The 26,245-nt window shown below is 51.5% G+C and carries 21 protein-coding genes and 1 pseudogene; 4 read left to right on the forward strand and 18 right to left on the reverse strand.

Annotation, left to right across the window (positions count from 1 at the left end; all coding sequences use genetic code 11):
* Positions 1–3: 3 nt before the first annotated feature.
* The 3 genes and pseudogenes from nhaC to OGY10_RS06940 all read right to left on the reverse strand — a co-directional run bounded on the left by nhaC (position 4) and on the right by OGY10_RS06940 (position 3,230).
* Positions 4–1,455, reverse strand: a pseudogene (nhaC, locus tag OGY10_RS06930) (Na+/H+ antiporter NhaC).
* Between the two features lie 153 nt (positions 1,456–1,608).
* Positions 1,609–2,613 (reverse strand): LacI family DNA-binding transcriptional regulator, encoded by a 1,005-nt coding sequence (locus OGY10_RS06935; RefSeq protein WP_008783828.1) that lies wholly within the window; start codon positions 2,611–2,613, stop codon positions 1,609–1,611.
* Between the two features lie 167 nt (positions 2,614–2,780).
* Positions 2,781–3,230: a GNAT family N-acetyltransferase gene (locus tag OGY10_RS06940; protein WP_191226371.1), complete on the reverse strand. Its 450-nt coding sequence runs from the start codon at positions 3,228–3,230 to the stop codon at positions 2,781–2,783.
* 124 nt (positions 3,231–3,354) lie between these two features.
* Here OGY10_RS06940 and pdxR point away from each other — a divergent pair, with 124 nt between their 5' ends.
* The gene (gene pdxR, locus OGY10_RS06945; protein WP_284884282.1) at positions 3,355–4,824 is read left to right on the forward strand and encodes a MocR-like pyridoxine biosynthesis transcription factor PdxR; all 1,470 of its coding nucleotides are present in this window, start codon (positions 3,355–3,357) and stop codon (positions 4,822–4,824) included.
* A 192-nt stretch (positions 4,825–5,016) separates the two neighbouring features.
* Positions 5,017–5,730 carry a GNAT family N-acetyltransferase gene (locus tag OGY10_RS06950; RefSeq protein ID WP_032942443.1) on the forward strand — a complete coding sequence of 238 codons (714 nt, stop codon included), beginning with the start codon at positions 5,017–5,019 and terminating at the stop codon, positions 5,728–5,730.
* Between the two features lie 52 nt (positions 5,731–5,782).
* On the opposite strand, the gene cbdX is transcribed toward OGY10_RS06950, so the two are convergent.
* The 13 genes from cbdX to puuD all read right to left on the reverse strand — a co-directional run bounded on the left by cbdX (position 5,783) and on the right by puuD (position 18,645).
* The gene (gene cbdX, locus OGY10_RS06955; RefSeq protein WP_003830863.1) at positions 5,783–5,872 is read right to left on the reverse strand and encodes a cytochrome bd-II oxidase subunit CbdX; all 90 of its coding nucleotides are present in this window, start codon (positions 5,870–5,872) and stop codon (positions 5,783–5,785) included.
* Positions 5,873–5,885: 13 nt separating this feature from the next.
* The gene (appB, locus tag OGY10_RS06960; protein WP_057068765.1) at positions 5,886–7,022 is read right to left on the reverse strand and encodes a cytochrome d ubiquinol oxidase subunit II; all 1,137 of its coding nucleotides are present in this window, start codon (positions 7,020–7,022) and stop codon (positions 5,886–5,888) included.
* An 11-nt stretch (positions 7,023–7,033) separates the two neighbouring features.
* Complete coding sequence (gene appC, locus OGY10_RS06965) at positions 7,034–8,578, reverse strand: cytochrome bd-II oxidase subunit 1 (RefSeq protein WP_286576541.1); 1,545 nt, start codon at positions 8,576–8,578, stop codon at positions 7,034–7,036.
* 89 nt (positions 8,579–8,667) lie between these two features.
* The gene (locus OGY10_RS06970; protein WP_286576683.1) at positions 8,668–9,525 is read right to left on the reverse strand and encodes a hydrogenase expression/formation protein; all 858 of its coding nucleotides are present in this window, start codon (positions 9,523–9,525) and stop codon (positions 8,668–8,670) included.
* On the reverse strand, positions 9,525–9,926 hold the full coding sequence (hyaE, locus tag OGY10_RS06975; RefSeq protein ID WP_048236031.1) for a hydrogenase-1 operon protein HyaE: 402 nt from the start codon (positions 9,924–9,926) through the stop codon (positions 9,525–9,527). The genes OGY10_RS06970 and hyaE overlap by 1 nt, the downstream gene beginning before the upstream one ends.
* Before the next feature lie 5 nt (positions 9,927–9,931).
* The gene (hyaD, locus tag OGY10_RS06980) at positions 9,932–10,513 is read right to left on the reverse strand and encodes a hydrogenase 1 maturation protease (protein ID WP_286576543.1); all 582 of its coding nucleotides are present in this window, start codon (positions 10,511–10,513) and stop codon (positions 9,932–9,934) included.
* Positions 10,510–11,244 (reverse strand): Ni/Fe-hydrogenase b-type cytochrome subunit, encoded by a 735-nt coding sequence (gene hyaC / locus OGY10_RS06985; protein ID WP_100271449.1) that lies wholly within the window; start codon positions 11,242–11,244, stop codon positions 10,510–10,512. Before hyaC ends, hyaD begins: the two co-directional genes overlap by 4 nt.
* A gap of 18 nt (positions 11,245–11,262) precedes the next feature.
* A complete protein-coding gene (gene hyaB, locus OGY10_RS06990) occupies positions 11,263–13,056 on the reverse strand; it encodes a Ni/Fe-hydrogenase large subunit (protein ID WP_032942453.1) in 1,794 nt (597 codons plus the stop codon).
* Positions 13,053–14,180, reverse strand: a complete 1,128-nt coding sequence (gene hyaA / locus OGY10_RS06995; protein WP_234103582.1) for a hydrogenase 1 small subunit — start codon at positions 14,178–14,180, stop codon at positions 13,053–13,055. The genes hyaB and hyaA overlap by 4 nt, the downstream gene beginning before the upstream one ends.
* A 208-nt stretch (positions 14,181–14,388) precedes the next feature.
* Positions 14,389–15,669 carry an NAD(P)/FAD-dependent oxidoreductase gene (locus tag OGY10_RS07000; protein ID WP_220395099.1) on the reverse strand — a complete coding sequence of 427 codons (1,281 nt, stop codon included), beginning with the start codon at positions 15,667–15,669 and terminating at the stop codon, positions 14,389–14,391.
* 2 nt (positions 15,670–15,671) lie between these two features.
* Entirely contained in the window at positions 15,672–17,159 is a 1,488-nt protein-coding gene (gene puuC, locus OGY10_RS07005) for an aldehyde dehydrogenase PuuC (protein ID WP_286576547.1), read from the reverse strand.
* A gap of 138 nt (positions 17,160–17,297) precedes the next feature.
* Complete coding sequence (gene puuR, locus OGY10_RS07010; protein WP_003830877.1) at positions 17,298–17,855, reverse strand: HTH-type transcriptional regulator PuuR; 558 nt, start codon at positions 17,853–17,855, stop codon at positions 17,298–17,300.
* Positions 17,856–17,880: 25 nt separating this feature from the next.
* Complete coding sequence (puuD, locus tag OGY10_RS07015; protein ID WP_286576549.1) at positions 17,881–18,645, reverse strand: gamma-glutamyl-gamma-aminobutyrate hydrolase; 765 nt, start codon at positions 18,643–18,645, stop codon at positions 17,881–17,883.
* A 212-nt stretch (positions 18,646–18,857) separates the two neighbouring features.
* On the opposite strand from puuD, the gene OGY10_RS07020 reads away from it, so the two are divergent.
* Together OGY10_RS07020 and OGY10_RS07025 are read left to right on the forward strand one after the other, a co-directional pair.
* A complete protein-coding gene (locus tag OGY10_RS07020; protein ID WP_003830879.1) occupies positions 18,858–20,276 on the forward strand; it encodes a glutamine synthetase family protein in 1,419 nt (472 codons plus the stop codon).
* 343 nt (positions 20,277–20,619) lie between these two features.
* A complete protein-coding gene (locus OGY10_RS07025; protein ID WP_071444618.1) occupies positions 20,620–22,008 on the forward strand; it encodes an APC family permease in 1,389 nt (462 codons plus the stop codon).
* A gap of 186 nt (positions 22,009–22,194) precedes the next feature.
* Here OGY10_RS07025 and OGY10_RS07030 read toward each other — a convergent pair whose 3' ends face one another.
* Complete coding sequence (locus OGY10_RS07030) at positions 22,195–24,417, reverse strand: EAL domain-containing protein (protein WP_284884287.1); 2,223 nt, start codon at positions 24,415–24,417, stop codon at positions 22,195–22,197.
* A gap of 504 nt (positions 24,418–24,921) precedes the next feature.
* On the reverse strand, positions 24,922–26,034 hold the full coding sequence (locus OGY10_RS07035) for an agmatine deiminase family protein (protein WP_286576552.1): 1,113 nt from the start codon (positions 26,032–26,034) through the stop codon (positions 24,922–24,924).
* Between the last annotated feature and the right edge of the window lie 211 nt (positions 26,035–26,245).

Genomic DNA, 26,245 nt, shown 5'->3' on the forward strand with positions numbered 1-26,245 from the left:
TCCCTATTCTGTTGCCGTAATATTTTTTTCTGTTTCGGCCACTGATGGCGCCTTCGCAATACCGATTCCCGTGAAACCGTAAATCAAGGCGAAGAAGATTGCGGCATAGCACTGAATCGCCCATGGCAATAAATCCAGCGTGCTCACTCCTAATGTCGTGGCCATATAAACTCCGGCAGCGGTCCACGGCAACAACGGCTCAATGACGGTGCCAGCGTCTTCAATGGTGCGGGACAGATTTTTGGTATCCAGTCCCATACGACGATATGCGTCTTTAAACAGTTCAGCTGGAACCAGAAGAGCCAGCTTGCCGTCGCTTGTCGCTCCGGTCACCAGAAGGGTGGTACCAATGGTTGCCGCAATTAACTGACCGACACTGTGAATGACCGTCAGTAAGCGGTTAATGATAATGTTGAGCGCGCCGGTTAACGTTAAGGCTCCGGCAAAAGAGAATGCGCAAAATACCAGAAGGATAGTGCTCATCATTGAGAACATTCCGCCGCGGTTCAGCAGGCGCGGAACATCAGCAATAATGCCCTCACTCCCTTGCGGGAACATAGTAATGTTGAATCCATCTATAAAGGCATCCAGTCCCTGCTTGATGCTGAGTCCTTGCATGACAACGCCCAGAATCAGGGCTAATACGCATGCACTCAGCATTAAAGGAATGACCGGTTTTTTACGAATTGCACCTCACAACACAATAACCGGCGGCAAAATCAGAATGATATTGAAGTGGTACAGCGACTCCAGAGCGTTGACAATATCGGTAACCCGTTGCGGCGTGGCGACCTCGCCGAGCATATTGCTGTGGCCGGCAATAAGATAAACCACGGCGGCAAGCAGAAAGCTGGGAATGGTGGTCCATAATAAGTGCTGGATGTGCTCGAAAAGGGTGGTATCTGCAACAATGGCCGCAAAGTTGGTGGAGTCTGACAGCGGCGATATCTTGTCACCGAAGTAAGCGCCAGAAACAACGGCACCTGCCGCTGCTGCCATCGAAACATCCAGTCCGGCGGCAACGCCCATCAATGCTACGCCAACCGTTCCGGCGGAACCCCAGGAGGTTCCGGTCCACACCGATACGACGCTGGTCAAAAAGAAGGCGGCGATGAGAATGTATTCGGGGCTGATGAGTTTAAGTCCCCAGTACACCATGTAAGGGATGGTGCCGCTGAACATCCATGTACCAATCAGGCCGCCAACACAGATAAGAATCATGATAACCGGCATTGCTTTGGCGAGTTTATCAACCACCGAATTAATGATGTCTTCCCAGCAATACCCTTGCCACCAGGCCATGCCCGCGGCGACTGCAGCAGAACATAGCAACAAGGGCTCAATACGTAGCCCCATGATGCCGTAGCCAATAATTAGCAGCAGTAGCATGGCTAAAATAGGGATCACTGCCAGTCCAAATGAGAGTGTTTTTTTCTGATTTTGAGAGGCATTCATTCATGAATCTCCAGTCTGTAAGGTCGCTCAAGAGTAGAGAACACCCTTTTGCCTGACTGTGATCGCTCATTGGCCCTCATGTAAGCGATTACATGAAGACGTTAAACTTGAAGTCGATCACAATTCAGGGGCTTGACGATTTACGCATTGATTTCAGAGAGAGGGGGGAAGAACAGAATCGCGGATCACTAAATCCGCAGTGAAACTATTCACGCTGGGACGCTGAGTTGCGCCCTTAAAAAGCTGTATCGCCAGCTGCGAAGCGCAGCGAGCCATGCGCTCAACGGGATAATGCATTGTTGTGAGTGCGGGGTAGAGATAGCGGGCCATCACCACATCATCAAATCCAACGATCGAAAGCTGCTGCGGAAGTGTAATTCCCTGCTGATGGAGGATGCGCATAATCCCGGCGGCCATTACATCATTAAACGTCACTGCTGCGGTGAAAGGAATGCCGCAATTAAGCAGCTGGTGTGCAGCGCGTTCGCCACCTTCTTCATTAAAGGGCACGCTAATCACCCAGTTTTTATCTGGCGTAATGCCATATTCGGCCAGCGCCTGGCGATAGCCTTCCAGCCGCTCACGGCGATCGATAATCGGTAAATCACTTGTCACGCAGGCAATACAACGGTGCCCCTGTTCCAGGAGATGTAGCGTGGCTGTTTTAGCTGCCTGACTATTTTCCAGCCACACGCAGCGATTGGCCATCCCGGCAATATAGCGGTTCACGACCACCATGGCAGGAAAATGAGCGGCATATCGCAACAGTTCCTTTTCAGAAAGCCTACTGGCATGGACCACAATAGCTTCACAGCCCTGGTTTATCAGGAAATCGAGTCCTGATTTTTCCATTCCTTCATCGTGGCCACCGCTGCATACCATCAGCCGAAATTGCTGCTGGCGTGATACTTCTTCCACGCCTCGGGCAAGCCTGGCAAAAAAGGGATCGGCAAGGTTGCCGGTCAATAACCCGAGCATGTCACCGCTGCGTTTCGCTAATGCAATAGCGGCGGCATTGCGATGATAGTTCAGTTCGCGCATGGCTTTTTCAACACGCTCACGCGTCACGGGTTCAACCCATGCGGTTTGATTAATAACACGTGAAACTGTTGCGGTGGACACTCCCGCTAACTCTGCAACATCCTTTATCGTTGCCATGCTGGCTCTTTACCTTTTTGATTCTTAAGAATTTGCTTATCGCTGGGTCTTTTCCTTATCTTATTCAGGTTGGGGGGATTTGTCACCGAGACATCCTCTGAGTATATCTACTCAGAGGCTTATTTTTAGTACTGAATAATTAAATACTATCCTGAGTATTATTATCCTTACATACGATATTCGATCATCCCGCTCTTTTGGGCCACCCAGTCATACAGACGTTGTCCACGGAGATTGGTTTCATGCGTATGCCAGTATAATCTTGACGCGTGGTGTTTTTTGGCTTGTTGTTGGACATATTCGATAAGCTGTTTACCGATATGTTGACCACGTACCTCTTCGCTAACAAATAAATCTTCGAGATAGCAATAGTTGGATTCTGCCCATGTTGAACGGTGAAAGAGATAATGCACCAGCCCCACTATTTTTCCATCATATTTTGCAACAGCACAATAAACAGGTTCGTTCGGGGTAAGGAAACGCTCCCACGTTAATTTTGTTACTTCATCTGAAATTTTAGTGCGATAAAATGTTTGATAGTTTATCCATAAAGGAAGCCAGCTGGCGTAGTCTTTTTGTTCTGCACTTTCAATAGTAACGGTATTCATGTTAGTCATATATATCCTGATATTTTATACGAGTAATGTGTTAGTATGATGATACTAAGAACTTTATAATTTCTCGTAAAGAGACACTTTCGATATATTGATAGGATCCACTTTTAGTATAAAGGTTAATACAATGAAGAAAAACAATGCGCCTTTATTTCAAGGATTTGTTTTAGGAAAAGGCGCGGTTAAGGAGCAGGTTTACCACATCCTCCGCGATCACATCCTCGAAGGGCGATTGCCGCCAGGAACAAAAATGCCATCAACCAGGGCATTGTCCGAGATGATGTCAATTTCACGAAACTCAGCGATCGCCGGTTATGACAGGCTTTTAGATGAAGGGTATATCCTGACCCGTAAAGGGTCTGGAACATATGTCTCACATAATATTCCGGATCGGAGTATCAGCAATAGCTATCCAAAGATGGCGTCGGGGGACGTCGTCTCGCCTGATGAACAGGTTCACAGCCGAAATAATCCTGTTCGCGATTTGTGGTCAAATGAGTATGAAGGGCGCGGCATGAACCGCCTATTTGCGGTTGGTGTCGGGTGTACGGATCTCTTCCCGCATGCGTTATGGGGAAAGCTACTGCAACGTGTCTGGAGACAATCCCGGCATCAACTGGGCGCTCACACTCATCCTTGCGGGTACTTTCCTTTGAGAAAAGCGGTTTGCCGCTACATTAAAACAACGCGTGGAGTGAACTGTAACGAAGAACAGATAATCATCGTAAATGGTATTCAACAGGCATTGAACATTACTGCACGAGCATTGCTGTCGGCAGGAAGTGATGTTTGGCTGGACGACCCGGGTTACAAAGGCGCTCGCGGAGCCTTCATGTCAGTTGGCGCGATGGTGAGGCCGGTACCGGTAGATAGCGAGGGAATGAACGTCCGCTATGGTATTGATCATTTTCCTGACGCTAAGCTGGCCTATGTCGTCCCGTCGGATCAATATCCATTAAGTGGAACGTTGAGTTTATCCCGACGTTTTGAGTTGCTGGAATGGGCGAAGTCGAATCAGGCATGGATATTTGAAGATGACTATAATAGCGAGTTCCGTTATGCCGACCGTTCTTTACAAGCTCTGCAAGGATTAGATCAGAATCAACGCGTAATCTACGCCGGAACATTTTCTAAAATGATGTACCCGGAATTCCGTTTAGGTTTTTTAGTTGTCCCGCCGGGTTTACAAGAACAGATTATGGTGACGAAATATTTTTCCGATCTTGGCACCAGTTATCTTGAACAGGCTGTGATGGCGAATTTTATTGAGGATGGTCACTATGCCAGTCATGTGCGCCGAATTCGTAAGGCATGCTATGAAAGAAGAACTGCGCTGGTCAATGCTATTCAAGAATACCTGGCTGATAAAATGATTGTGCAACCTTCTGACTCTGGCGTCCATATTGTGTGCTGGCTACAAAACGGATTAACCGGAAATGAAGTTGAGGAGCAAGCCAGATTACTAGGGATGGGAATATTATCACTAAGTCGTTATTACCAGAGCGATGTCTCACGACAGGGGATTTTGATTGGTTTTGCAAATCATCCGGTAGAGGCAATTGTTGATGGGATTCGCCGTTTGGCTCAGGTTATTTAAATTATAATTTATTCAGCTCTTAGCATTAATGCAGTAAATACGTTTCTTTCGCTACGGGCAAAAATATAGAGTTTGTTTTTTGTACAATTAAATAGTGTGGATCCGTTAAAAACACGCATTGTGGTTCTTTTGGGCCGCTCAGTTTGATCATACCCTGCGCTGGTTTAGTTCTGTTTTGTAAGAGGTACAGATATGCCGGGCGTCTTTAATCAATTCCAACAACCCGTAGGTATGACTTTGTCTGACTGGAAAGGCGCACCCTTTCCACAGGCTCAGCAAATTACAGGTCGCTATTGTAAGCTTGAACGCATTAACACCGAACGCCATGCAAAAGAGTTGTATGAAGCGTACTGCGAAGCAAGCGATTGTCGCGACTGGACATATCTGGCGGTCGGGCCTTTTGAAACTTTTGATGCCTTCCTGGTTTATTTAAAAAACATGGAAGAACAGACAGATCCGATGCATTTTGCCGTGATCGATTTAACCAGTATGAAACCTGTTGGGACGTTTGCTCTTATGCGGATTGATCCCGCAAATGGTGTGATTGAGGTAGGGCATGTTTCTTACTCCGTACGCATGAAACGCACGCGAATTTCAACGGAAGTCATCTCATTGCTTTTAAAGTACGTTTTTGAGGATCTGGGCTATCGCCGCTTTGAATGGAAATGTGATGCCTTCAATGCGCCTTCCCGTAGGGCGGCAGAGCGCTTTGGCTTCAGTTTTGAAGGTATATTTCGGCAGGCTATTGTTACCCGTGGACGAAATCGTGATACCGCATGGTACTCAATCATCGACGGCGAGTACCCGACACTTCGACCTGCCTACGATCTGTGGCTCGATGAGGGTAATTTCGATAGCCAGGGACGGCAGATTCGGCGCCTTGGCGAACTGATGGAAAGGGGATAAAAAAGCTCCCCGAATAAACCGGGGAGCCAGAAAGCGTAGCGCACGCGCAGTATTATTTCTGCCGCGACTCCAGCCAGACCAGCGCCAGCGTGGAGAGTGCGCACATCAGCAGAATGCCGACAAACCAAAACAGATACCACATCGTACGGTCCTCCCTAGTAAAGTTCGTGATTGTGGCGGCGGATCGTTTCTACATTGATTCGTCCCAGCATTTTGTAATAACTCCACACGGTATAAAGCAGAACGATCGGTAGAAAAATCAGCACAATAACCAGCATGATACTGAGCGTCATCTGGCTGGAAGTGCTGTCCCACACCGTCAGACTGGAGAGCGGATACGCGCTTGAAGGCATCACAAACGGAAACAGGGTGATTCCGGCGGTGAAGATCACGCAGGCCTGGGTCAGTGAAGCGCACAAAAATCCCCATACGGCCCGACGTTGCCCGCAGGCATAGATCGCGAGCATCGGGAACATCATGCCAAGCAGCGGAATAATTAACAGCAGTGGTGACTGATAAAAGTGCGCCATCCACGCGCCCGGTGAGGTCGTTACCATTTTTAATAGCGGGTTGGAAGGACCATTCGGATCCTGGCTAAGTAGCACATAGCCGTCGATCCCCGTCCATAGCCAGTAACCGGCTAACAGAAAGCAGAGCACGACCAGCATTGCGCTACGACGGGTAGCAGAGAGCGCGCGTTGGTGAAGAATGCCGTCGGTCTTCAACTGGAGCCACACGCCCCCTTGCAGAATAACCAGCATCAGGCTTAATGCGCCGCACAGTAGCGCAAAGGGTGAGAGTAACTGCCAGAAAGTGCCCAGGTATTGCACATGAAGCTGTGGTGTGAAGATAAAAGGCACGCCCAGGAACAGGTTACCGAACGCGACGCCGAAGATAACAGGAGGGACCAGGCTCCCGATAACCAACCCGGTGTCCCACATAGCACGCCAGCGTGCATTGGCTATTTTGCCGCGATAATCAAAGGCCAACGGGCGAAAGAAAAGGGCACACAGCACCAGGATCATCGCTACATAAAACCCCGAAAATGCGGCGGCATAGACCCGTGGCCAGGCCGCGAATAATGCACCGCCCGCCAGAATGAGCCACACCTGGTTACCTTCCCAGTGCGCCCCGACGCTATTAATCAACACCCGACGCTCATCATCGTTTCGCGCGATCAGCGGTAACAGGCAGCCGACCCCCATATCAAACCCGTCAGTGACCATAAAGGCCACCAGAATGATGCCAATCAGCAGCCACCAAATGAGCCGCAACGTTTCATAATCCAACATGATTGTCTCCTTTATCCCTGTTGTTGCGCTGGTTGCTGGTTATGCATTGCATCTGGACCAAGGCGCGCGTATTTCTGCATCAGGTAGACCTCAGCAATTAAAAACAGGGTGTAAAGCGTGAGGATAAGCCCCATCGAGAAGGCCAACTGGCCTGCGCTCAGCGCGGAGTGGGCGTACCATGTCGGCAAAATATCCTGAATCGCCCACGGCTGGCGGCCAAACTCCGTCATAAACCAGCCAGCTTCGATGGCAATCCACGGGAGCGGCAGGCTCCACAGCGTCATGCGCAGTACCCAGCGATGCCGGTCGATACGCCAGCGTAAGGTCTGGATCAACGCAATCGCCATCACCAGTAGCAGCAGCGAACCGCAAGCAATCATGATGCGAAAGCTCCAGAACACGGGGGCCACTTGCGGAATGGCGCCGCGTTGCGCGGCCTGATATTGCGCTGGCGTAACGTGGTTCATGTCAGGCGTGTAGTTCGCCAGCAGGATGCCGTAACCCAGATCTTTCTCCACAGCGTGAAAAGCGTTCAGTACCTGAGGCGTGCGGTTACCTTTGGCAATTTCCTGCATCAGTAACCATGCCTCACGGCCCCGCTGCAGGCGTGGGAGCGCGTCCGCCATCAGGTTTTTCAGCCCCGGAACCGGCGTATCCAAAGAGTGGGTCGCCAGAATACCCAGCAGGGCCGGTATTTTCACGGCAAAGGCGTTACGCTCTTGCTCCTGCTGCGGCCAGGCGATGACATGAAAGGGCGCGGGGGCCGGTTGGGTTTGCCATTCGCCCTCCATTGCCGCCAGTTTTACCGGCTGGAGCTGGGCGACCTCATAGGCTGAGCTATCACCCAGTTGTAGCGTGCCGAGGATAGCCAGCGTGCCAAAGACGGAACCCACCGCGAAGGAGCGCCGGGCGAACTCGCGATTGCGACCACGCAGCAAATACCAGGCGCTGATGGACATCACAAACATGGCGCCGGTGACATAACCAGACATCACGGTATGCACAAATTTCACCTGGCTGACGGGGTTAAAGACCAGCTCGCTAAAGCTGGTCATCTCCATGCGCAGGGTATCAATATTAAAGTGAGCGCCAGTTGGATATTGCATCCAGCCGTTGGCGTTGAGGATCCACAGGGCCGAAATGTTAGAGCCAAACGCAACCAGCCAGGTCACCAGTAAATGCTGATACTTGTTTAAGCGCTGCCAGCCAAAGAAGAACAGCCCCACGAAGGTGGATTCAAGAAAGAAGGCCATCAAGGCTTCCATCGCCAGCGGGGCACCGAAAATATCACCCACATAGTTGGAATAAAGCGACCAGTTAGTACCGAACTGAAACTCCATGGTCAGGCCGGTTGCCACGCCGAGCGCAAAGTTAATACCGAATAGCTTTCCCCAGAAACGCGTCATGTCGCGGTAGACTGTTTTGCCGGTCACCACGAACAGGGTTTCCATGATGGCTAGCAAAAAAATCAGCCCCAGCGTCAGGGGAACAAACAGAAAATGGTACAGCGCGGTCAGCGCAAACTGCCAGCGCGATAGGTCAATGACGTCCCACATGCGAACTCCATCAGGCATTAGAGAGTGAATAGGTAAGGAAGAAAACGTCAGATCCGCAGTAGAAAAGTACGCAGATCTAAAGAGGGGGATCAGGCAGGCGGGCCGGATGCCAGCCAGCCGCAGACTTCATCCAGGCGCTCGAGCGAGTCGAGCAGATCTTCCGGTGCGGCCAACACCAGTTCCGGCAACGGACAGATCTCATAACTCTCAAGCAGAAGCCCTTTCAGGGTATCCAGACAGCGCACATGCCAGACATGGCGCAACGCCGTGGCGTCGATTTGGCTCTCGCCGTAGCCGATGGTGCGGATTTGAATGTGCCCTTCGCCGCACAGGCGGGCGAGGAACAGGCGATCCGCGTCGCTAATCGGCAGTTGGGTGAGGTTAATGCTATGGGGTTGCGCTGCCGGATCGCGCACGTGCGCCAGCAATTCCTGGGCCAGCGTCAGGCCATTCATCAACCCATCTATAGGCGGAGGCAGCAGGCTATCGTCCGGCAGCGTATTGATTGTTGCCGCCTGCCACAGTGCCCGTGGTGCGCTGCCTACTTCCAGATGTTCCTGCCATTGCCCCTTGTCATCCTGACAACGCACCCGCCAGATACCGCAGAAAATCGACTCCTGAATCTCGCTCGCCCTGCCGTCAGCATGCTGAATGCGCACGGAAACTTCGCCTTCGCCGAGTAGCGTATTCAGAAAGGTGAGATCGTCTGCATTGAGCGCGGATAAATCCCATCCCAGCACATCCTGTTTGGCGGGAATTCTCTGGGTGAGCTGGTGGCGCACATCGGCTAACAATGCCATCACCGCCAGGCTGTGCGGACAGTTTTCCAGTGTTGCCATGCTGGGGTCGCTGTTGACCTGGCAGGTGAGGGGCAAGGGATTCATGCTGAAGCAGTCATCACCTGGCTGCGTTCCTGGCCCCAGCAGATGAAAAAAGGAATCGCTCATCATGCAGACTCCGGCGGTATACGTTCTTCAACTAGGGGACGCATCAGGTTGAGCAAGTCGGCCCACGGGTGGATACCGCTGAGAATGCCGCGCAGCTCACCTTGGGTAAACACCAGGGTAGCCGGAAAACGGAACACGCCGAAGCGATCGCCGATCGCCTCGCTGTGTTCAAGATCCGCCATGGCGATGTGCCAGTCAAACTGGGGAAACTCGCGGAGCAACTCGGCAATCATGACCGGGTTATCGCTGACTTCCGGTGTACGGCGAGGATCGCTACTGAGCAGGACCACGCCATTACGCACGCGGGTTATCCAGTCATCCAGTTCAGATGCGCTCAGCGGTTGCCAGCCCTTAGCCAGCATTCGCTGCCATAGCGCAGAAAACGGTTGGTCATTCAACATGTTAATTATCTCTCCAGCGTTACGCGATACTGGCGAATACGCACGCCTTCATAGTTTTCCATCGACAGGCAGTCATAGTTCAGGCAACGCGTTTCATCGCTTGTCTGTGGCGCAATGCCCCACGCGGCCAGTTGCGTAAGCGCGGCCTGTTCTGCCGCCGGGAGCTGAGCGTGCGCGATGTCGGTCAGGCTGCCGCCATAGTCGTCCAGCTGTACCGGCTGTAGTCCCACCAGAGCGATGTGCGCGGGGAGATGGCCGCGAATATCCGCCAGAGCCAGCACTTCAGAGAAGCTGTTCTGATGCAGACTCATTTTTTTAGCGCTGAGGTAACTCGGGACTTTGTCTCCGGCGTAAGTTTGCAGGGTTCCCGGCTCAAGCCCGTAGTCGATGGCGTCAAGCAGCAGCAAATGGCTGGCCTGCTCAACGTAGCCCAGCAGATTCAGTCCCTGCGTGCCGCCGTCAACAATCTCTACCGATTCTGGCCAGTGATAATGGGCGTACAGGCGCTCAGCGAGGCGAATACCAAACCCTTCATCTGCCCACAGCAGGTTGCCTAAGCCCATCACGATGACGTTAGGTTCGCTCATGACGCCTCCTTATCGTGCTGACCCTTGGGAAACTTATGGCTACGAAAGCCGTTAATCATGGTTGAGATGACGGTTTCGTCAGACATGATGTCCTCACGAATCGCCATATACACATGGCCTACGATGAAGGCGGCGATGAACCACATCCCTAACCGATGCCAGCTGTGGATATCGAGAGAGTTCCCGCCGGTCCAGTAGAAAAACTCTGTCACATAGCGGAAAGGGGTAAAAATGGCGTACTGGCTATGTTCGCTGTATAAGGCAAAACCGGTGAGGATCATAAAAACGGAAAGCAGGAAATAACCGCACATCGCCGCCTGTGCGATGGGGTTATGACCGATATCATCTCCCGGTTTTTTTTCCAGAAACAGATACCAACGCACCACAGAATACGCACCCTGCCACCAGCTGCGCCGCCAGACCGGCACGATAAACAGTTCGCGTGAATAACGGTTACCGACGAAGGCCCAGTAAATGCGCATCAGCAGTATCACCGTGAACACCATGGCGGCGGCGAAATGCACCAGCCGAATGTCGCCCATATAGAACAGATAAGTGGCCTCACCGCTGACCGACGGCAGCGGTCGGCCAATGAAGTATCCGGTCACCATCAACACCAACATGCAGCCCACCGTCAGCCAGTGCCACAAGCGTACTGGCGCTTCAAACACATAGTGGCTGGTGGTGGTATCACGCGCCTCCCCGACGCGTGGGGATGTTTTTCCAGTCATCGTTCCGTTCCTTAACGCTTAGCGAACCTGGACGGCGATAAGTTCGCTGCCGTCGTCGCCGAGTACGTGGGTTGAACATGCCAGGCAGGGGTCGAAGCTGTGCAAGGTGCGCAGGATCTCCAACGGTTGATCCGGTATCGCCATTTGGGTGCCCATCAGCGCCGCCTCGTAAGCGCCAATTTGTCCCTTTGGATCGCGCGGGCTGGCATTCCAGGTGGTCGGCACCACGCATTGATACAGGTCGATCTTCTGGTCGCGAATCGATGCCCAGTGGCCTAATGCTCCGCGCGGCGCTTCGGTAAAACCGATCCCGCGACAGTGCTGCGGCCAACTTTCAGGCTCCCACTTTTCGGTATTTGCGGTAGCCAGATTGCCGTTTTTCAGGTTGGTCATCAGCTTGTCGAAGAAATATTGCAGCTTGCTCACGGCCCACTGCGCTTCGTGCGCGCGACACAGAATACGTCCCAGCGTTGATTGCATACCCGACAGCGGCAGCTTGAGGGCGGACATCATGCGATCCACGGATTCAATCGTGGCGGCATCCCCTTTGTGATAGGCAATCAGCGTACGCGCCAACGGCCCAACTTCCATAGCGTGTCCCCGCCAGCGCGGGGCTTTAATCCACGAGTAGCGTTCCTGTTCGTTGAGCTGCTTGATATCGGTATCACTGCCTTTGACATCGCCCGGGTTATACCAGGGTTCAGTAATCCCTTCGAACGGATGACGACCTAATTGATCGTCCGGATAACGATACCAGGCATGATCGACAAACTCCTGAATTTGCTGCTGATCGTCCAGGTCCACCGGCATGACGTTGTTAAAATCACCGTTAATCACCGCGCCGCCAGGCATCAACAGGCTCTTCGCGCTGAAGTCATTGGCGATATCCGGGAACGCGCCGTAGCTTAAGACGCACTTATCAGAAAGCCCGGTGCCAATCTGGCTCCAGGGTTTATTGAACTGGCCGATAGCCAGCGCGTCAGGCACCATGACGTTGTTGATGAAATCAGCGGTGCGGGTAATGATCGACTGCACCAGGTTAAGGCGTTCCATATCGACTGCGCCTACCGCGCCGCTCTGATCGATATTGATAGCGCACGGCATCCCGCCGACAATCCAGTTCGGATGCGGATTCTTACCGCCAAACACCGTATGGATTTTGATGATCTCGCGCTGAAAATCGAGCGCTTCCAGATAGTGGGCAAAGCCCATCAGGTTGGCCTCTGGCGACAGCTTGTACTGCGGATGTCCCCAGTAACCGTTGCGGAAAATCCCCAGCTGACCGCCTTCGACAAATTTCTTCAGGCGATTTTGGACGTCAAAGAAGTAGCCTGGAGAAGACATCGGCCAGGCTGAAAGGCTTTGTGCCAACTGCGATGTGGCGCGCGGATCTGCTTTTAGGGCATTCAGCACGTCAATCCAGTCCATTCCGGCTAACTGGTAAAAGTGCACCAGATGGTCGTGGCACCACAGCGTCGCCAGCATAATATTGCGAATGATGTTGGCGTTGTCGGGCACCTTTATGCCAATAGCGTCCTCAATGGCATAGACCGAGGCGAGCGCATGTACGCCGGTGCACACTCCGCAAATTCGTTCGACAAATGCCCAGGCATCGCGCGGGTCGCGCCCCTGTAGAATGATCTCCAGCCCGCGGAACATAGTGCCGCAGGAAACCGCGTTGGTGATGATGTTCTGCTCATTAATGTTCACTTCACAACGCATATGGCCTTCAATGCGCGTGATGGGGTCGACAACCAGGCGGCGACCGGCATTATTGACCGTATATCCCTGGGTTTGATACGAATTGCTCATGCCTGTTTATCCTTATTGTCTGGAGACTGTTGTCCGGCGTCGGCTAGTTGCTGTTTGTGGCGGTGGTGTTGATTGACGGCGCTGGCGACTGCGTGAACACCGACACCGGCCGCCACGACGCCTAGCGCGGTGAGGCCCACGGTATCGGCGGTTGAATGCGTCCCCATTTGTGGAATATCAACCACGCGGCTGTAGAACGAACCGCGATCCCAGAAGCCGTTTTCCGAACATCCCAGACAACCGTGGCCGGACTGGATGGGGAAGGAAACGCCACCATTCCAGCGAGTGGTGGAACAGGCGTTATAGGTGGTTGGCCCTTTGCAGCCCATTTTGTACAGGCAATAGCCTTTGCGGGCGGCGTCATCGTCCCAACTCTCAACGAACTCCCCGGCGTCAAAGTGGGCGCGGCGGTAGCATTTATCGTGAATACGCTGACCATAGAACATCAGCGGACGACCCAGACGATCGAGTTCAGGCAAACGATCAAATGTCACCATGTAGGTAATGATGGCGCTCATGACATCCGGAATCGGCGGGCAGCCGGGCACTTTCACGATCGGCTTATCGGTGATCACCTTATCGATCGGCGTAGCCTGGGTAGGGTTAGGCCGGGCAGCCTGCACGCAGCCCCAGGAGGCGCAGGTTCCCCAGGCGATAATCGCGCTGGCACCTGCTGCGGCTCTTTTTAGCTTTTCAATAAAAGGGCGCCCGCTGCTGATGCAAAACATCCCTTGCTCGCCCAGCGGAGGGTTGCCTTCGACGGCCAGAATGTAGCGGCCATGGTACTGGCGCAAAATGTCTTCAAATACCTCTTCGGCCTGCGTTCCGGCGGCAGCCATCAGCGTGTCGTCGTAATCGAGGGAAATCAGGGAGAGGATGACGTCTTTGGCAAGTGGGTGAGAGGAGCGGATAAATGATTCGGTGCAGCAGGTGCATTCCAGCCCGTGGATCCAGACTACCGGGATCCGGGGTTTGTTCTCTAGCGCCCAAGCAATTCTGGGCGTCATTCCGGCTCCCAACCCCAGCGATGTAGCCGCGAGGCTACAATATTTGAGAAAACTGCGTCTGCTTACGCCTTTGCGGCGCATCGCCTGATAAAAGGTCTCCTCGTTATTCGTATTCATAACACGCGTTTCTTCCCCCGTTGAGTTCTGGCGCATGCCGCCAGCGATATCTAAAAAAGCGTATCCGATCGGAAGGGGGAAACAATGCAAAGAGTGTGGTTATGTCCTATTGCGATATTTTCGTACCTGTTATCTGTTTTTCGCTTTCCAGGAATAAAAAAACGCACAGGGGGGATCGCCCTGTGCGTCGGGTTTATCGCGGAAGAACTTAAACCCCAAGGCGATCGCGTAAGCTGTAATATGCCGCCCCCATGGCGGTAAACGGAATGCGCAGGCTGCGGCCTCCCGGGAACGGGTAGTGCGGCAGGTTGGCGAACGCGTCAAAGCGCTCGGCATCCCCGCGCAGCAGTTCGGAAATCAGGCGTCCTGCCAGGTGAGTACAGGTCACGCCGTGGCCGCTGTAGCCCTGCATATAGTAAATGTTGGTATCAAGACGGCCGAACTGCGGCATACGAGACAGCGTTAACAGGAAATTACCGGTCCAGCGGTAATCAATTTTTACCCCCTGCAATTGCGGGAAGGTCTTCAGCAGTTTCGGCATTACCAGACGCTCAATATCGTCCGGATCGCGAGCGCCGTAGACCACACCACCGCCGTACAGCAGGCGGTTATCCCCGGTCAGACGGTAGTAATCGAGCAGGTAGTTACAATCTTCCACACAGTAGTTTTTCGGGATCAGCGAGCGCGCCATCTCCGCCGACAGCGGTTCGGTGGTTAACACCTGCGTGCCGCACGGCATGCTGCTTTTTGCCAGCGCAGGTTCCAGTTTGTCACCGAGATAGGCGTTGCCCGCGACGATCACAAAGCGGGCCGTCACCTGGCCTTTTTCAGTGCTGACCACCGCCGGGCTGGTGTGCTGAATACGGGTGACTGGCGACTGCTCAAAGACGCGTCCGCCGTTCAGACGAATGGCGTTAGCTTCGCCAATCGCCAGGTTCAGCGGGTGAATATGACCACCGCTGTGGTCGAGCAGCGCGCCGACATAACGATCGCTGCTGACTTCGCGACGAATTTCACTGCTGTCTAACAGTTCAAGCTGCGTGTTGCCGTAGCGTTCCCAGTTCGACTTCTGCTCTTCCAGCGTTTCCATCTGTTTGTGGTTCAGCGCTACAAACAGCCCGCCGGGACGATAATCGCATTCGATCTGATAACGCTTGATGCGTTCGCGGATGATATTGCCGCCTTCAAACATCATTCCACCGAGCATTTTAGCGGCGTTCGGGCCATAGGTACGTTCGATGACGTCGATATCGCGACTGTAGGAGTTCACCAACTGACCGCCGTTACGTCCGCTGGCCCCGAAACCAATACGCGCGGATTCCAGTAGCACCACGTCGTAACCCATTTCCGCTAAATGCAGGGCGGAGGAGAGTCCGGTATAACCACCGCCCACGACGCAAACATCACAGCTAACCGATTCGCTAAGGGTCGGAAACGGTTCGTACTGATTGGCGCTTGCGGCGTAATAACTGCTGGTATGTTCAGTCATGATTAAGACTCCAGGGAGATCCAGATGGTTTTCAGTTCGCTAAATTTTTCCAGCGCATGCAGGGATTTATCGCGTCCGTTACCGCTTTGCTTATAACCGCCGAACGGCACGGTCATATCACCGTCGTTGTAGTTATTCACGAAGACCGAACCGGCCTTCAGGCGACGACTCATGCGATGGGCGCGCGACAAATCGCGGGTCCAGACCGCGGCACCCAGGCCGTAGTCGCTGTCGTTGGCCAGCGCCAGGGCTTCGGCTTCGCTGCTAAAACGGGTGATGACCAGTACCGGGCCGAAGATTTCATCACGGCTAACGTGGGCCTGCGGTGCGGTATCGACAAAAATAGTCGGGCCGATAGCGGCCGGATGTACGTGGCTGCGGCCATCCAGCGCCAGCGTGCCTTGCGCTTCACCGTCGCGAATAAAACCGTGCACGGTGTCGGCATGCGCATTGTCGATAAGCGTGCCCATCGTGGTTTCCGGATCCAACGGGTTGCCAGGCTGCCAGTTTTTCGCCTGCTCTTTCAGCAGGGCGATGAACTCGTCGGCAATGCTCTCTTCCAGCAGCAGACGCGTACCGGCGATACAAACCTGGCCCTGGTTATAGAAGATACCTGCCGCGGCATTGGCGGCGGCTTTCGGTAGATCCGGACAGTCGGCAAACACGATGTTGGCGCTTTTACCTCCGGCTTCCAGCCAGACGCGTTTCATGTTGCTGTCGCCAGCATCTTTGAGCAGTTGCTTGCCGGTACGGGTCGAGCCGGTAAAGGTGATCACATCAACATCCGGATGCTGTGACAACGCCTGACCCGCTTCGTGACCATACCCGCTAACAACGCTGAGAACGCCATCGGGCAAACCTGCTTTTTTAGCCAGCGCAGCCAGGCGAATGGCGGTCAGCGGTGATTTTTCGGAAGGCTTGAGGATCACGCTGTTACCCGCAGCCAGTGCCGGGCCGAGTTTCCAGCAGGCCAGCAGCAGAGGAAAATTCCACGGTACAATGGCGGCAATCACGCCTACCGGTTCGCGCACAATCAGTGCCAGATCGTTCACCGAGGTGGTGGCAACTTCGCCATAGACTTTATCTATAGCTTCGGCATACCAGCGGATGGCGCGTGCCGCGCCGGGAATATCATCACGCAGGCTATGGCGAATCGGTTTACCGGTATCGAGCGTTTCCAGTAGCGCCAGCTCCTCGTGATGCTGCTCCATTAAATCGGCGAGTTTGTGCAGTACCGCTTCGCGCTCTGCGGGTGATGCTTGCGACCAGTCTCCGCGTTCAAAGACGGTACGGGCTGCGGTGACCGCGCGGTCCACATCCGCTTTTTTACCGCGGGCGACTTTAGCCAGAGGACGTTGTCCTGCCGGATCCAGCGTAATAAAGGTTTCGTTATCAGCGGCGGCACAATATTCGCCGTTAATAAATAAACGGGTCTCTGGTGAATAATGGCTGGCTTTCTCACGCCAATATTTAAGATTCTGAAAGTTCATAGCTACTCCTTTTATATCAATAAGATAAAGTTCGTTGCTGATCTTTTTCAGGCAAAATCAGGCTGCACGATGCCCCAGGGATGTACCCTGTTAATGCGCGTTATTTAAGAAGGCCTGAGAAACTCAGGCCGCTACTTATTAGAAAGTGGTGGGAGTGTGGGCACTGATGATGCGGCAGATCCCTGCCGAGGTGTTGCTGAAACTGTGTGGTATGCCGGTGTTAATGGCATAGCTTTGCCCTGCAACAAGAGGATACGTTTGACCGTTGATGGTCAGTATCACTTCACCTTCCAGTATTGTGCCAATCTCTTCACCCTGGTGTTTAATTCTCTCCCCGGTTGTCGTGCCTGGCTGATAGGTTTCAAACATCATTGCCAGCGTACGATTCGGATTTCCGTTGTGTACCAGCTTCATGGATACTCCCTGACTCCCGATCTCAATCAAATCATCCTGATTGATAACCACCTGCGGTTCGTCAGGCTTTTCCGGTTCCGCGAAGAACTCGGAGAGCGACAGCCCATATACTTTCAATAGCTTTTGCAGCGTACTGATGGCAGGACTGACTTTATCCTGCTCTATGGTGCTGATGGCGCTATGCGTTAACCCAGACAGTTCGGCGGCACGACGCTGCGAAAGACCCAATTGCTGGCGGATCTCTGACAAACGTTTACCCGGCGCCAGGCCGTCATCGCTCATAATTGCATTTCCTTAACTGTAGTGGTCAGAGTCGCTGTTTTTCAGCGAGGTGGTTCTGACAAGCGGTGATAAAACCTTCAAGTAACAAACGCGACAGGGCGTATTCGCTACTGTTCCATTCCGGGTGCCACTGCACGCCGAGCGCGAAAGGATAGTCATAGACGCTGGCAGCTTCCACTAATCCATCCTGCGAGCGTGCTTCCACGCGCAGCTGCGGGCCAAGGGTTTTTGCGCCCTGACCATGCAAGGAGTTGACCCAAAACGTGCTGCAACCTGGTATTAACTGAGATAGCAATCCTCCCTGTTGAACCTGGACTTCATGAGATGGTGCATATTGCTGCTCCACCGGGAGTTCCGCATCTTCACGATGTTCCAGGAACTGTGGATGATCGCACAGGCGACGATACAGAGTCCCGCCAGTGGCGACAACTAATTCCTGTAAGCCCCGGCAGATGGCGAAAATGGGAATGCGCCTTTCGAGCCCGGCGGTAATTAGCGCCATGCTCAGAAGATCACGCCCGGGATCGGCGTCAGACTCATCGCCATTTTCACCATAGAGGTGCGGCTGCACATTGCTTGGGCTTCCTGGCAGGAAGATACCGTCCAGTTTCGGTAACAGCGCGTTCAACAATTCGGGTTCCGCAAGCGCATGGGGAAGCGCTATCGGTAATCCTCCGGCATTTAATACCGCATTTAGGTACTTTTCTTGCAGAGTCTGGGTCTGGTGACCCTTAAGCCTGTTCCTACACATCACTACACCAATAACTGGCTTGTCAAATATATTGCCCATGATCGACCTCACGTTTTGGAATAAATTATTGCCAAACGGTTCCTTGTTGTGCCATTCCGTTCATTATTTTCTCAATCTAGCAGCGGAATAACCTTCTAGCAAACTTAATTTAACATTTGACAAACAATTTGTTTGCATCCAGAGTCGAATGGTGGACATTATATTTAACAGTCAAATCACAGAACAGCTTACCAGGCCAACGGCGGTGAATCATGGAAACCAATATCGTAGAAGTTGAGAATTTTGTTCAGCATTCTGAAGAGAGACGAAGTAGCGCGTTTGCGCGCGAAGTTAAGCAGTATCTGGAACGCTATCCTAATACGCAGTATGTGGATGTGTTGTTAACCGACCTTAATGGCTGTTTTCGCGGTAAGCGCCTTCCCGTTGCGGGATTGCATAAGTTAGAGAAAGGCTGCTATTTCCCGGCATCCGTTTTCGCGATGGATATTCTGGGCAATGTGGTCGAAGAGGCGGGATTAGGCCAGGAGCTTGGCGAACCGGATCGGACCTGTGTACCCGTGGCAGGTACGTTAACCCCTTCGGCTGCCGATCCGGAATTTATTGCGCAGATGATGCTGACGATGCTGGATGAAGATGGCGCTCCCTTTGACGTTGAGCCGCGGAACGTACTAAACCGACTCTGGCAGAAACTTCGCCAGCGCGGTCTGTTCCCCGTCGTAGCGGTAGAGCTGGAGTTCTATTTACTCGATCGTAAGCGTGACCCCGAAGGTTATCTGCAGCCGCCATGCGCGCCGGGAACGGACGATCGTAATACCCAAAGTCAGGTTTATTCGGTTGATAACCTGAACCACTTTGCAGATGTGCTGAACGATATCGATGAACTGGCCCGTTTACAGCTGATCCCGGCTGACGGCGCGGTGGCTGAAGCCTCCCCTGGGCAGTTTGAAATCAACCTCTACCATACCGACAACGTGCTCGACGCCTGCGATGACGCGCTGGCGTTGAAACGTCTGGTACGGCTGGTGGCAGAGAAACATAAGATGCATGCCACGTTTATGGCAAAGCCTTATGAGGAGCATGCCGGTAGCGGGATGCATATCCACATCAGCGTCATGAATAACAAAGGTGAGAACGTGCTGGCTGATGCGAATGGCGATGATTCCGCGTTATTAAAGCGTGCGCTTGCCGGGATGATTGATCTGATGCCCGCATCAATGGCGCTGCTGGCGCCGAATGTGAACTCCTATCGCCGCTTCCAGCCGGGGATGTATGTTCCGACCCAGGCTTCCTGGGGGCATAACAACCGGACGGTGGCGCTGCGTATTCCCTGCGGCGACCGTGATAACCATCGGGTTGAATATCGCGTAGCGGGGGCTGATGCCAACCCGTATCTGGTGATGTCGACCATCCTGGCGGGGATCCTTCACGGTCTGGATAACGAACTGCCGTTACAAGAAGAAGTGGAGGGTAACGGTCTGGAGCAGGAAGGGCTGCCGTTCCCGATTCGCCAGAGTGATGCACTGTGGGAGTTTATGCAAAATGACAGTCTGCGTGAACTATTGGGTGAGCGGTTTAGCCATGTGTATCACGCCTGTAAAAACGATGAGCTTATCCAGTTTGAACGTCTGATTACCGACACTGAAATTGAGTGGATGCTGAAAAACGCCTGACCGTTGTACAGGTCATTGAAAAAGAAGTCGCATCATGCGGGCTGAGCGGAGCCAGCCCGTAAAAATTGCAGGAATACCTGCCATTTCCCGGATGTCGCGTAATGGAGCGCGGGCGACAACGGGTCTTCAGATAACCGACAGAGTTTGTGACGAGGAAATGTGATGATGCCAATGTTTAAAAACCCGCCCCGCGTGAGTATTCATGGCTCCCGCAGTAAATACGGACCGCATCTGTGCCGTACCCCATTGACGCCTTTTTTATGCCATTCCTCCCCGACACGACCCAGGTCTGCTGTACCCACGTTTCGAACGCAGATCTGGACTCGTAGCGGGGAGGAAAACTATGTCGACTAACTCTTCTGCTGATCGTTCTGCCCAGCCGGGCAAAGCACAGCTGCGTAAATCCCTCAAGCTGTGGCAGGTGGTGGTGATGGGGCTTGCCTATCTCACGCCGATGACGGTGTTTGACACCTTTGGCATTGTTTCGGGTATCAGCAATGGCCATGTTCCGGCCTCCTACCTGCTGGCCCTGGCGGGAGTACTGTTTACCGCCATCAGTTATGGAAAGCTGGTGCGCCAGTTTCCACAGGCCGGTTCGGCCTATACCTATGCGCAAAAAGCGATCAACCCGCATGTCGGGTTTATGGTCGGCTGGTCGTCACTGCTTGACTACCTTTTCCTGCCGATGATTAACGTACTATTGGCGAAAATTTACCTTTCCGCGCTGTTCCCGGGGGTTGCGCCATGGATTTGGGTGGTGATGTTCGTCGCGATCCTCACCGCGGCCAATCTGAAAAGCGTTAATCTGGTAGCCAACTTCAATGCGCTGTTTGTACTGGTGCAGGTGGCGATCATCGTGGTGTTCATTTTCCTCGTGGTGCAGGGGCTGCACAAAGGGGAAGGGGTTGGGACCGTCTGGTCGCTGCAACCGTTTATCAGCCAGAATGCGCATTTGATCCCGATTATCACCGGGGCGACCATTGTCTGCTTCTCGTTTCTCGGCTTTGACGCGGTGACGACCCTATCTGAAGAGACGCCGGATGCTGCGCGCACCATCCCGAAAGCTATTTTTCTTACCGCGCTGTACGGTGGGCTGATCTTCATTGCTGCCTCGTTCTTTATGCAACTGTTCTTCCCGGACATTAGCCGATTCAAAGACCCGGATGCGGCGCTACCGGAGATTGCGCTGTACGTCGGCGGCAAGCTGTTCCAGTCTATTTTCCTGTGTACCACCTTTGTGAATACGCTGGCTTCAGGTCTGGCGTCGCATGCCAGCGTTTCGCGTCTGCTGTACGTGATGGGCCGCGATAACGTCTTCCCGGAGAAGTACTTTGGTTATGTCCATCCCAAATGGCGTACTCCCGCGTTGAACGTCATCATGGTCGGGATTGTGGCGTTGTCGGCCCTGTTTTTTGACCTGGTGACTGCCACGGCGTTGATTAACTTTGGTGCGCTGGTGGCCTTTACGTTCGTTAATCTCTCCGTGTTTAACCACTTCTGGCGTCGTGAAGGACGCAAGCATACCTGGCAGGAGAAGCTGCACTATCTGGTATTGCCAATGGTCGGTGCCGCCACGGTTGCCGTACTGTGGGTGAATCTTGAGGTGACATCGCTGACGTTGGGACTGGTATGGGCCGGCGTTGGGCTGGTGTATCTTGCCTGGCTGACCGGACGTTTTCGCAAACCGCCGCCGCAGTTTGACGCCGCGAAATCTGAGCGCGCCTGGGAGTGATGGAAGCTGAATTGGCCGTAGCATTCGGCTGAGTTGAGTTAAAAATGAAACACGGTATGTCGCGGCAAACGGCCGCGGCATACCTGCTTTAATTAAAGTCCCGCTTGCTTTAGGGAATAAAAAAACCGGCACGGGAGCCGGTAAGTGAATCAATGTAGGAATATAATTATTATTATAATTACTGAATTATAATTCAGCCAACTCAATAGGAACGGGTTTCCCTATATGGTATCCCTGTAACCAACCAATACCCATCGTAATTAGCATCTTTTCAATTTCCTCATTTTCAACAAACTCAGCGACTACTTCCATGTTCTTGAGTTTTGCTACTTCGCAGAAGGATCTGACGGCGCATCGACTAAATTCATCGGTCAATATATTACGGATGAAGGAACCATCAATTTTCAGAATGTCTGCATCTAATGTTCGTAGTCGTGAATAGCTTGATGCTCCTGTGCCAAAATCATCAATAGCAATTTTAGAACCGGCTTTACGTAGTGCTCTCAGAACATCAGTGACATTAGCGTTGTCAATAATATCTGATTCAATGACTTCAAATATTATACGTTCAGGTGCTATTGAGTATTTTCTAAACAATGTAAAAACATTATCAAGAAAATCAATTTTATTAAGCGAGTCAGGCGTCAGATTAATGGAGAAGTGACTGTTAGGGTCAGATTTCTGCCGTGACTGTATAAAACGAAATGTTTGCTCTATAACAGTGATATCCAGCGCAGGAAGTAATCCTGCCTCGCGAGCAACCGGTAGAATGGTGTCTGGAAAGATTAACTTACCATCAACCATTTTTATCCGAATAAGTATCTCGTGATAACGTGTCAGTCCCGTGGTTGAAACGATCGGCTGAACAACCAGCATCGTTGATACGATGGGTTGAGCCATAAGCTCAAACGACTTTCTGTCAATTGCCTTTTGCAACATATGACGAATGACAGCCTGGCTGACAATTTTATCACCTGGCACTTGCGGGCTGAGTAACAACGGTTGCCCCTGCATTAACGAGATGTAGCTTTGGGTATTAAGATGCTTAATTGCTTGTGATAAATTTTTAATCAGGTTTTTCTCGGTGGTATATGCCACACCACAAGATAGCCCTAATTGGTAGTCCTTCCAGATAAAACGAAAAGAGTTTAGGTCTTTGTAGAGATCAGGAATGTCAGGGACAGCATTAAGGCGAAGAATTATTCCATGACCTGGTGCGTAATAAATGTCACCTGTACCCTTAATCAATTTACGTACATATGCGCTTAGCGCTTTTACAAATTCAAAACGGAATTCTATGCCGTGAGTTTGCTCCAGCGTATTCAACTCTGTACAACGGATGTAACACAAGCACTCTGTTGCGTGTTTACGGATGTCCATTTGCAGGGCCTGAAAGTTAGGCAGTCCGGTGTTAGGCTCTGATCTAAAAAGTTGTTTGAGGCGGCGGAGATATTTTCGGTTATGAACCACAAGTACACCGGTAACAACAATCGTAATAGAAAAGACAAACACTATCGTGGAGGAAATCACGAGACTATGTAAATAATTATTATAGTTAGCAGGTGGAATATAACTGTTTATATAATATCCCAACAGGATAAGCATCGTTACCCATACAGGGGATATCAAAGCATGGCCAATACAGATCACTCCCCATAGCATTACTGGAAGTAACCACAGTAATGAATAGTCTGTAAATATAAGAATATCTTCTCTGATGACGATCAAAGCGGACATAATGCAGAGTAACAGCACCAGCCATAATACTTGATACAGAATAGGAGGGCCGGATTTTATCAGCGCCTTTACTTGTCTAATGTATAGAATGCACCATGCAGGATTTTGAACGCTTCTAAGCAACAGATAACAAAAAGGGATGCCAGTCAGGCAAGAGTTCATCAGCCACTGTAAGTTAATTAATGTTTGTAGTGTGAAAAGGTTTGCGATCGGTGCAGAGGCTGTGTTCGATTGGAACCAGTGATCAATTGAGATGAATAGTAAGGCGTTGCAACACACGAGCCAGACAATACGCAGGGTTGTAAGCTGGCTACGACCAAAGCTAACCGCGCCTCGTTTGCCTGTCGAGAAAAAGTAGAGTGTCTGGCTAATGAGAGCAGCCAGTAGCTGAGCCGTTAGTGTGAATACCGAAGATAAAGAGTAAGTGTAAAGCGCATACAAGAAAAAGGCAGCCAAAATTGGCAGCGCCTTTTGCCGGTATAAAACCAGCAGTGCAGAAATGAGAGGTAAAGTGAGATCGTAAAAATGCAGTGTTATACCCGCAACATCCTCTTGCTTACTGAGATGACCTGCGACCAGCTGTAATGCAAAAAACGCGATGCCGACACAAAAATAGTCTCTAAATGTATTAATGAAATTTATACTTTCCGTTTTTCTTAGCAATATCATCATTCGCAATTCTCAGTGAGTTATCACCGTTCTCGATTTAAGTCATCTACTTAAAACAGGTTAGACTAGAGGTTTGAAATGTGTATTTTTGGATGTTTTCGCTAATTGAAAACTATTCTAAAATATGTTATATGGATTTTTTAAATGTGACCCTCGATAATTTCACTGTGTTTCACAACGCAGGGGAGAACAATCTTTGTGGCTGTACTGATAATAAAAGTTGCGTCAGAAGTCATTATTTAAGACAGAATATACGATCGATAATAACGATCAATATAAATCTTTTGATAGATTTTATCGATAGGTTTAGCAGATCATAAATACCATGAAAGATCGATGAAAGCTATTAAAGTGTTATCTTTTAATGGTATTTATTTCATAAATGTTAATTAGGTGCTTTGTTTATTAAAATTTAACCTATGGAGGCATCTTTCTAAGGGAATCATTCTTTTATTGCCAGGAAAGTGAGTTTCCCCACCTTCCCACAACGCACTCAATTGTTAATCATTAACGAGGCTGCTGCTGTGTCGCGCAGTGAATACCGCCGCCACCGGCAGCGATACCGTCGATATTCAACTGAATAATTTCACGATCGGCAAACAGCTCCTGCAAAATAGCATGGGTATTACGATCGGTGCGCTTATCGCCAAATTGCGGTGCAATGACGGCATCATTACACAGATAAAAATTGATATACCCCGCGGCGAAATCATCGCTCGCATAAGTCTGGCGGATGGTAGAAGGTCCTTCCAGCGTGACTACCTCCAACCGTCGGCCTTTGGCATCCGTGGCGGCCCGTAATATGTCCAGATGACGTCGGGTGATCGCGTAATCAAAGGATGACGGATCCTGCTCAAGACCCGCCACCACCGTACCCGGATGCATGAATCGGGCGTAAAAATCTGTATGGCCGTCGGTAATATCCTTGCCGGCAATACCTGGCAACCAGATGATTTTCTCCAGACCTAGCAGTCGCTTAAGTTCTTCTTCGCATTCGGCTTTGCTGACGCCAGGATTACGGTTGGAGTTAAGCACGCAGCTCTCGGTGATGATTGCTGTACCTTCACCATCTACCTCAATACCGCCACCTTCCAGAGTCAGCACTGAGCGGATAAACTCGGCATGAACGTAATCAGTAACAAATTCAGCCACATCGGCATCTCGTTCGTGCTCTTGCTTATTGCCCCAGCCGTTGAAATTAAATCCCACTCCGCCGAGCGCGCCGCTGGCACTTTTCACAAACACCGGCCCGGTGTCGCGGATCCACAGATCGTCTATTGGGTGAACCAGAAGATTGACTGACGGCCCGCACAGACGCGCGGCGAGCTCGCTGTCTTCTTCGCGTACTAACATATTCACGGGTTCAAATGCGGCGATGGTTTTGGCAACTAACGCCAGGTTTTCCTGCACCACCGGTAGCAGATGAGGTTCCCAGATCTCCGCACTGGCACCAAACGCCATCCAGGTTGCTGCATGCGGTGCGCCTTCATCAGGCATTTGCCAGCGGCGGTTCTCTGTCGCGCGGGCAAATTGGCTAAAGCTGAAGCCCGTCATACCAGCGAGTAGCATACTTGTTGAAGTCACCAGGCCTTGTCTGACGAATGAACGTCTTGTCATCATAGGATTAACCTTTGCGTATTTTTACCTGATATCAGGTGAATGAAATAATAATAGATAATAAATATTATGCGTATTTTAAATATTAAATAATAAATAAAGCAATCGCGGGTAAATTTCACGCGAAATATAGCACAGGAGATATACGTTGCAATCTCTTAGTTTTATATAATGAGTGAAACTGGCTACTATTAAAATTTCTCAACTATATATT

It is taken from the genome of Citrobacter sp. Cpo148 (genome assembly GCF_030332375.1).
GTDB classification, from domain to species: Bacteria; Pseudomonadota; Gammaproteobacteria; order Enterobacterales; family Enterobacteriaceae; genus Citrobacter; species Citrobacter portucalensis.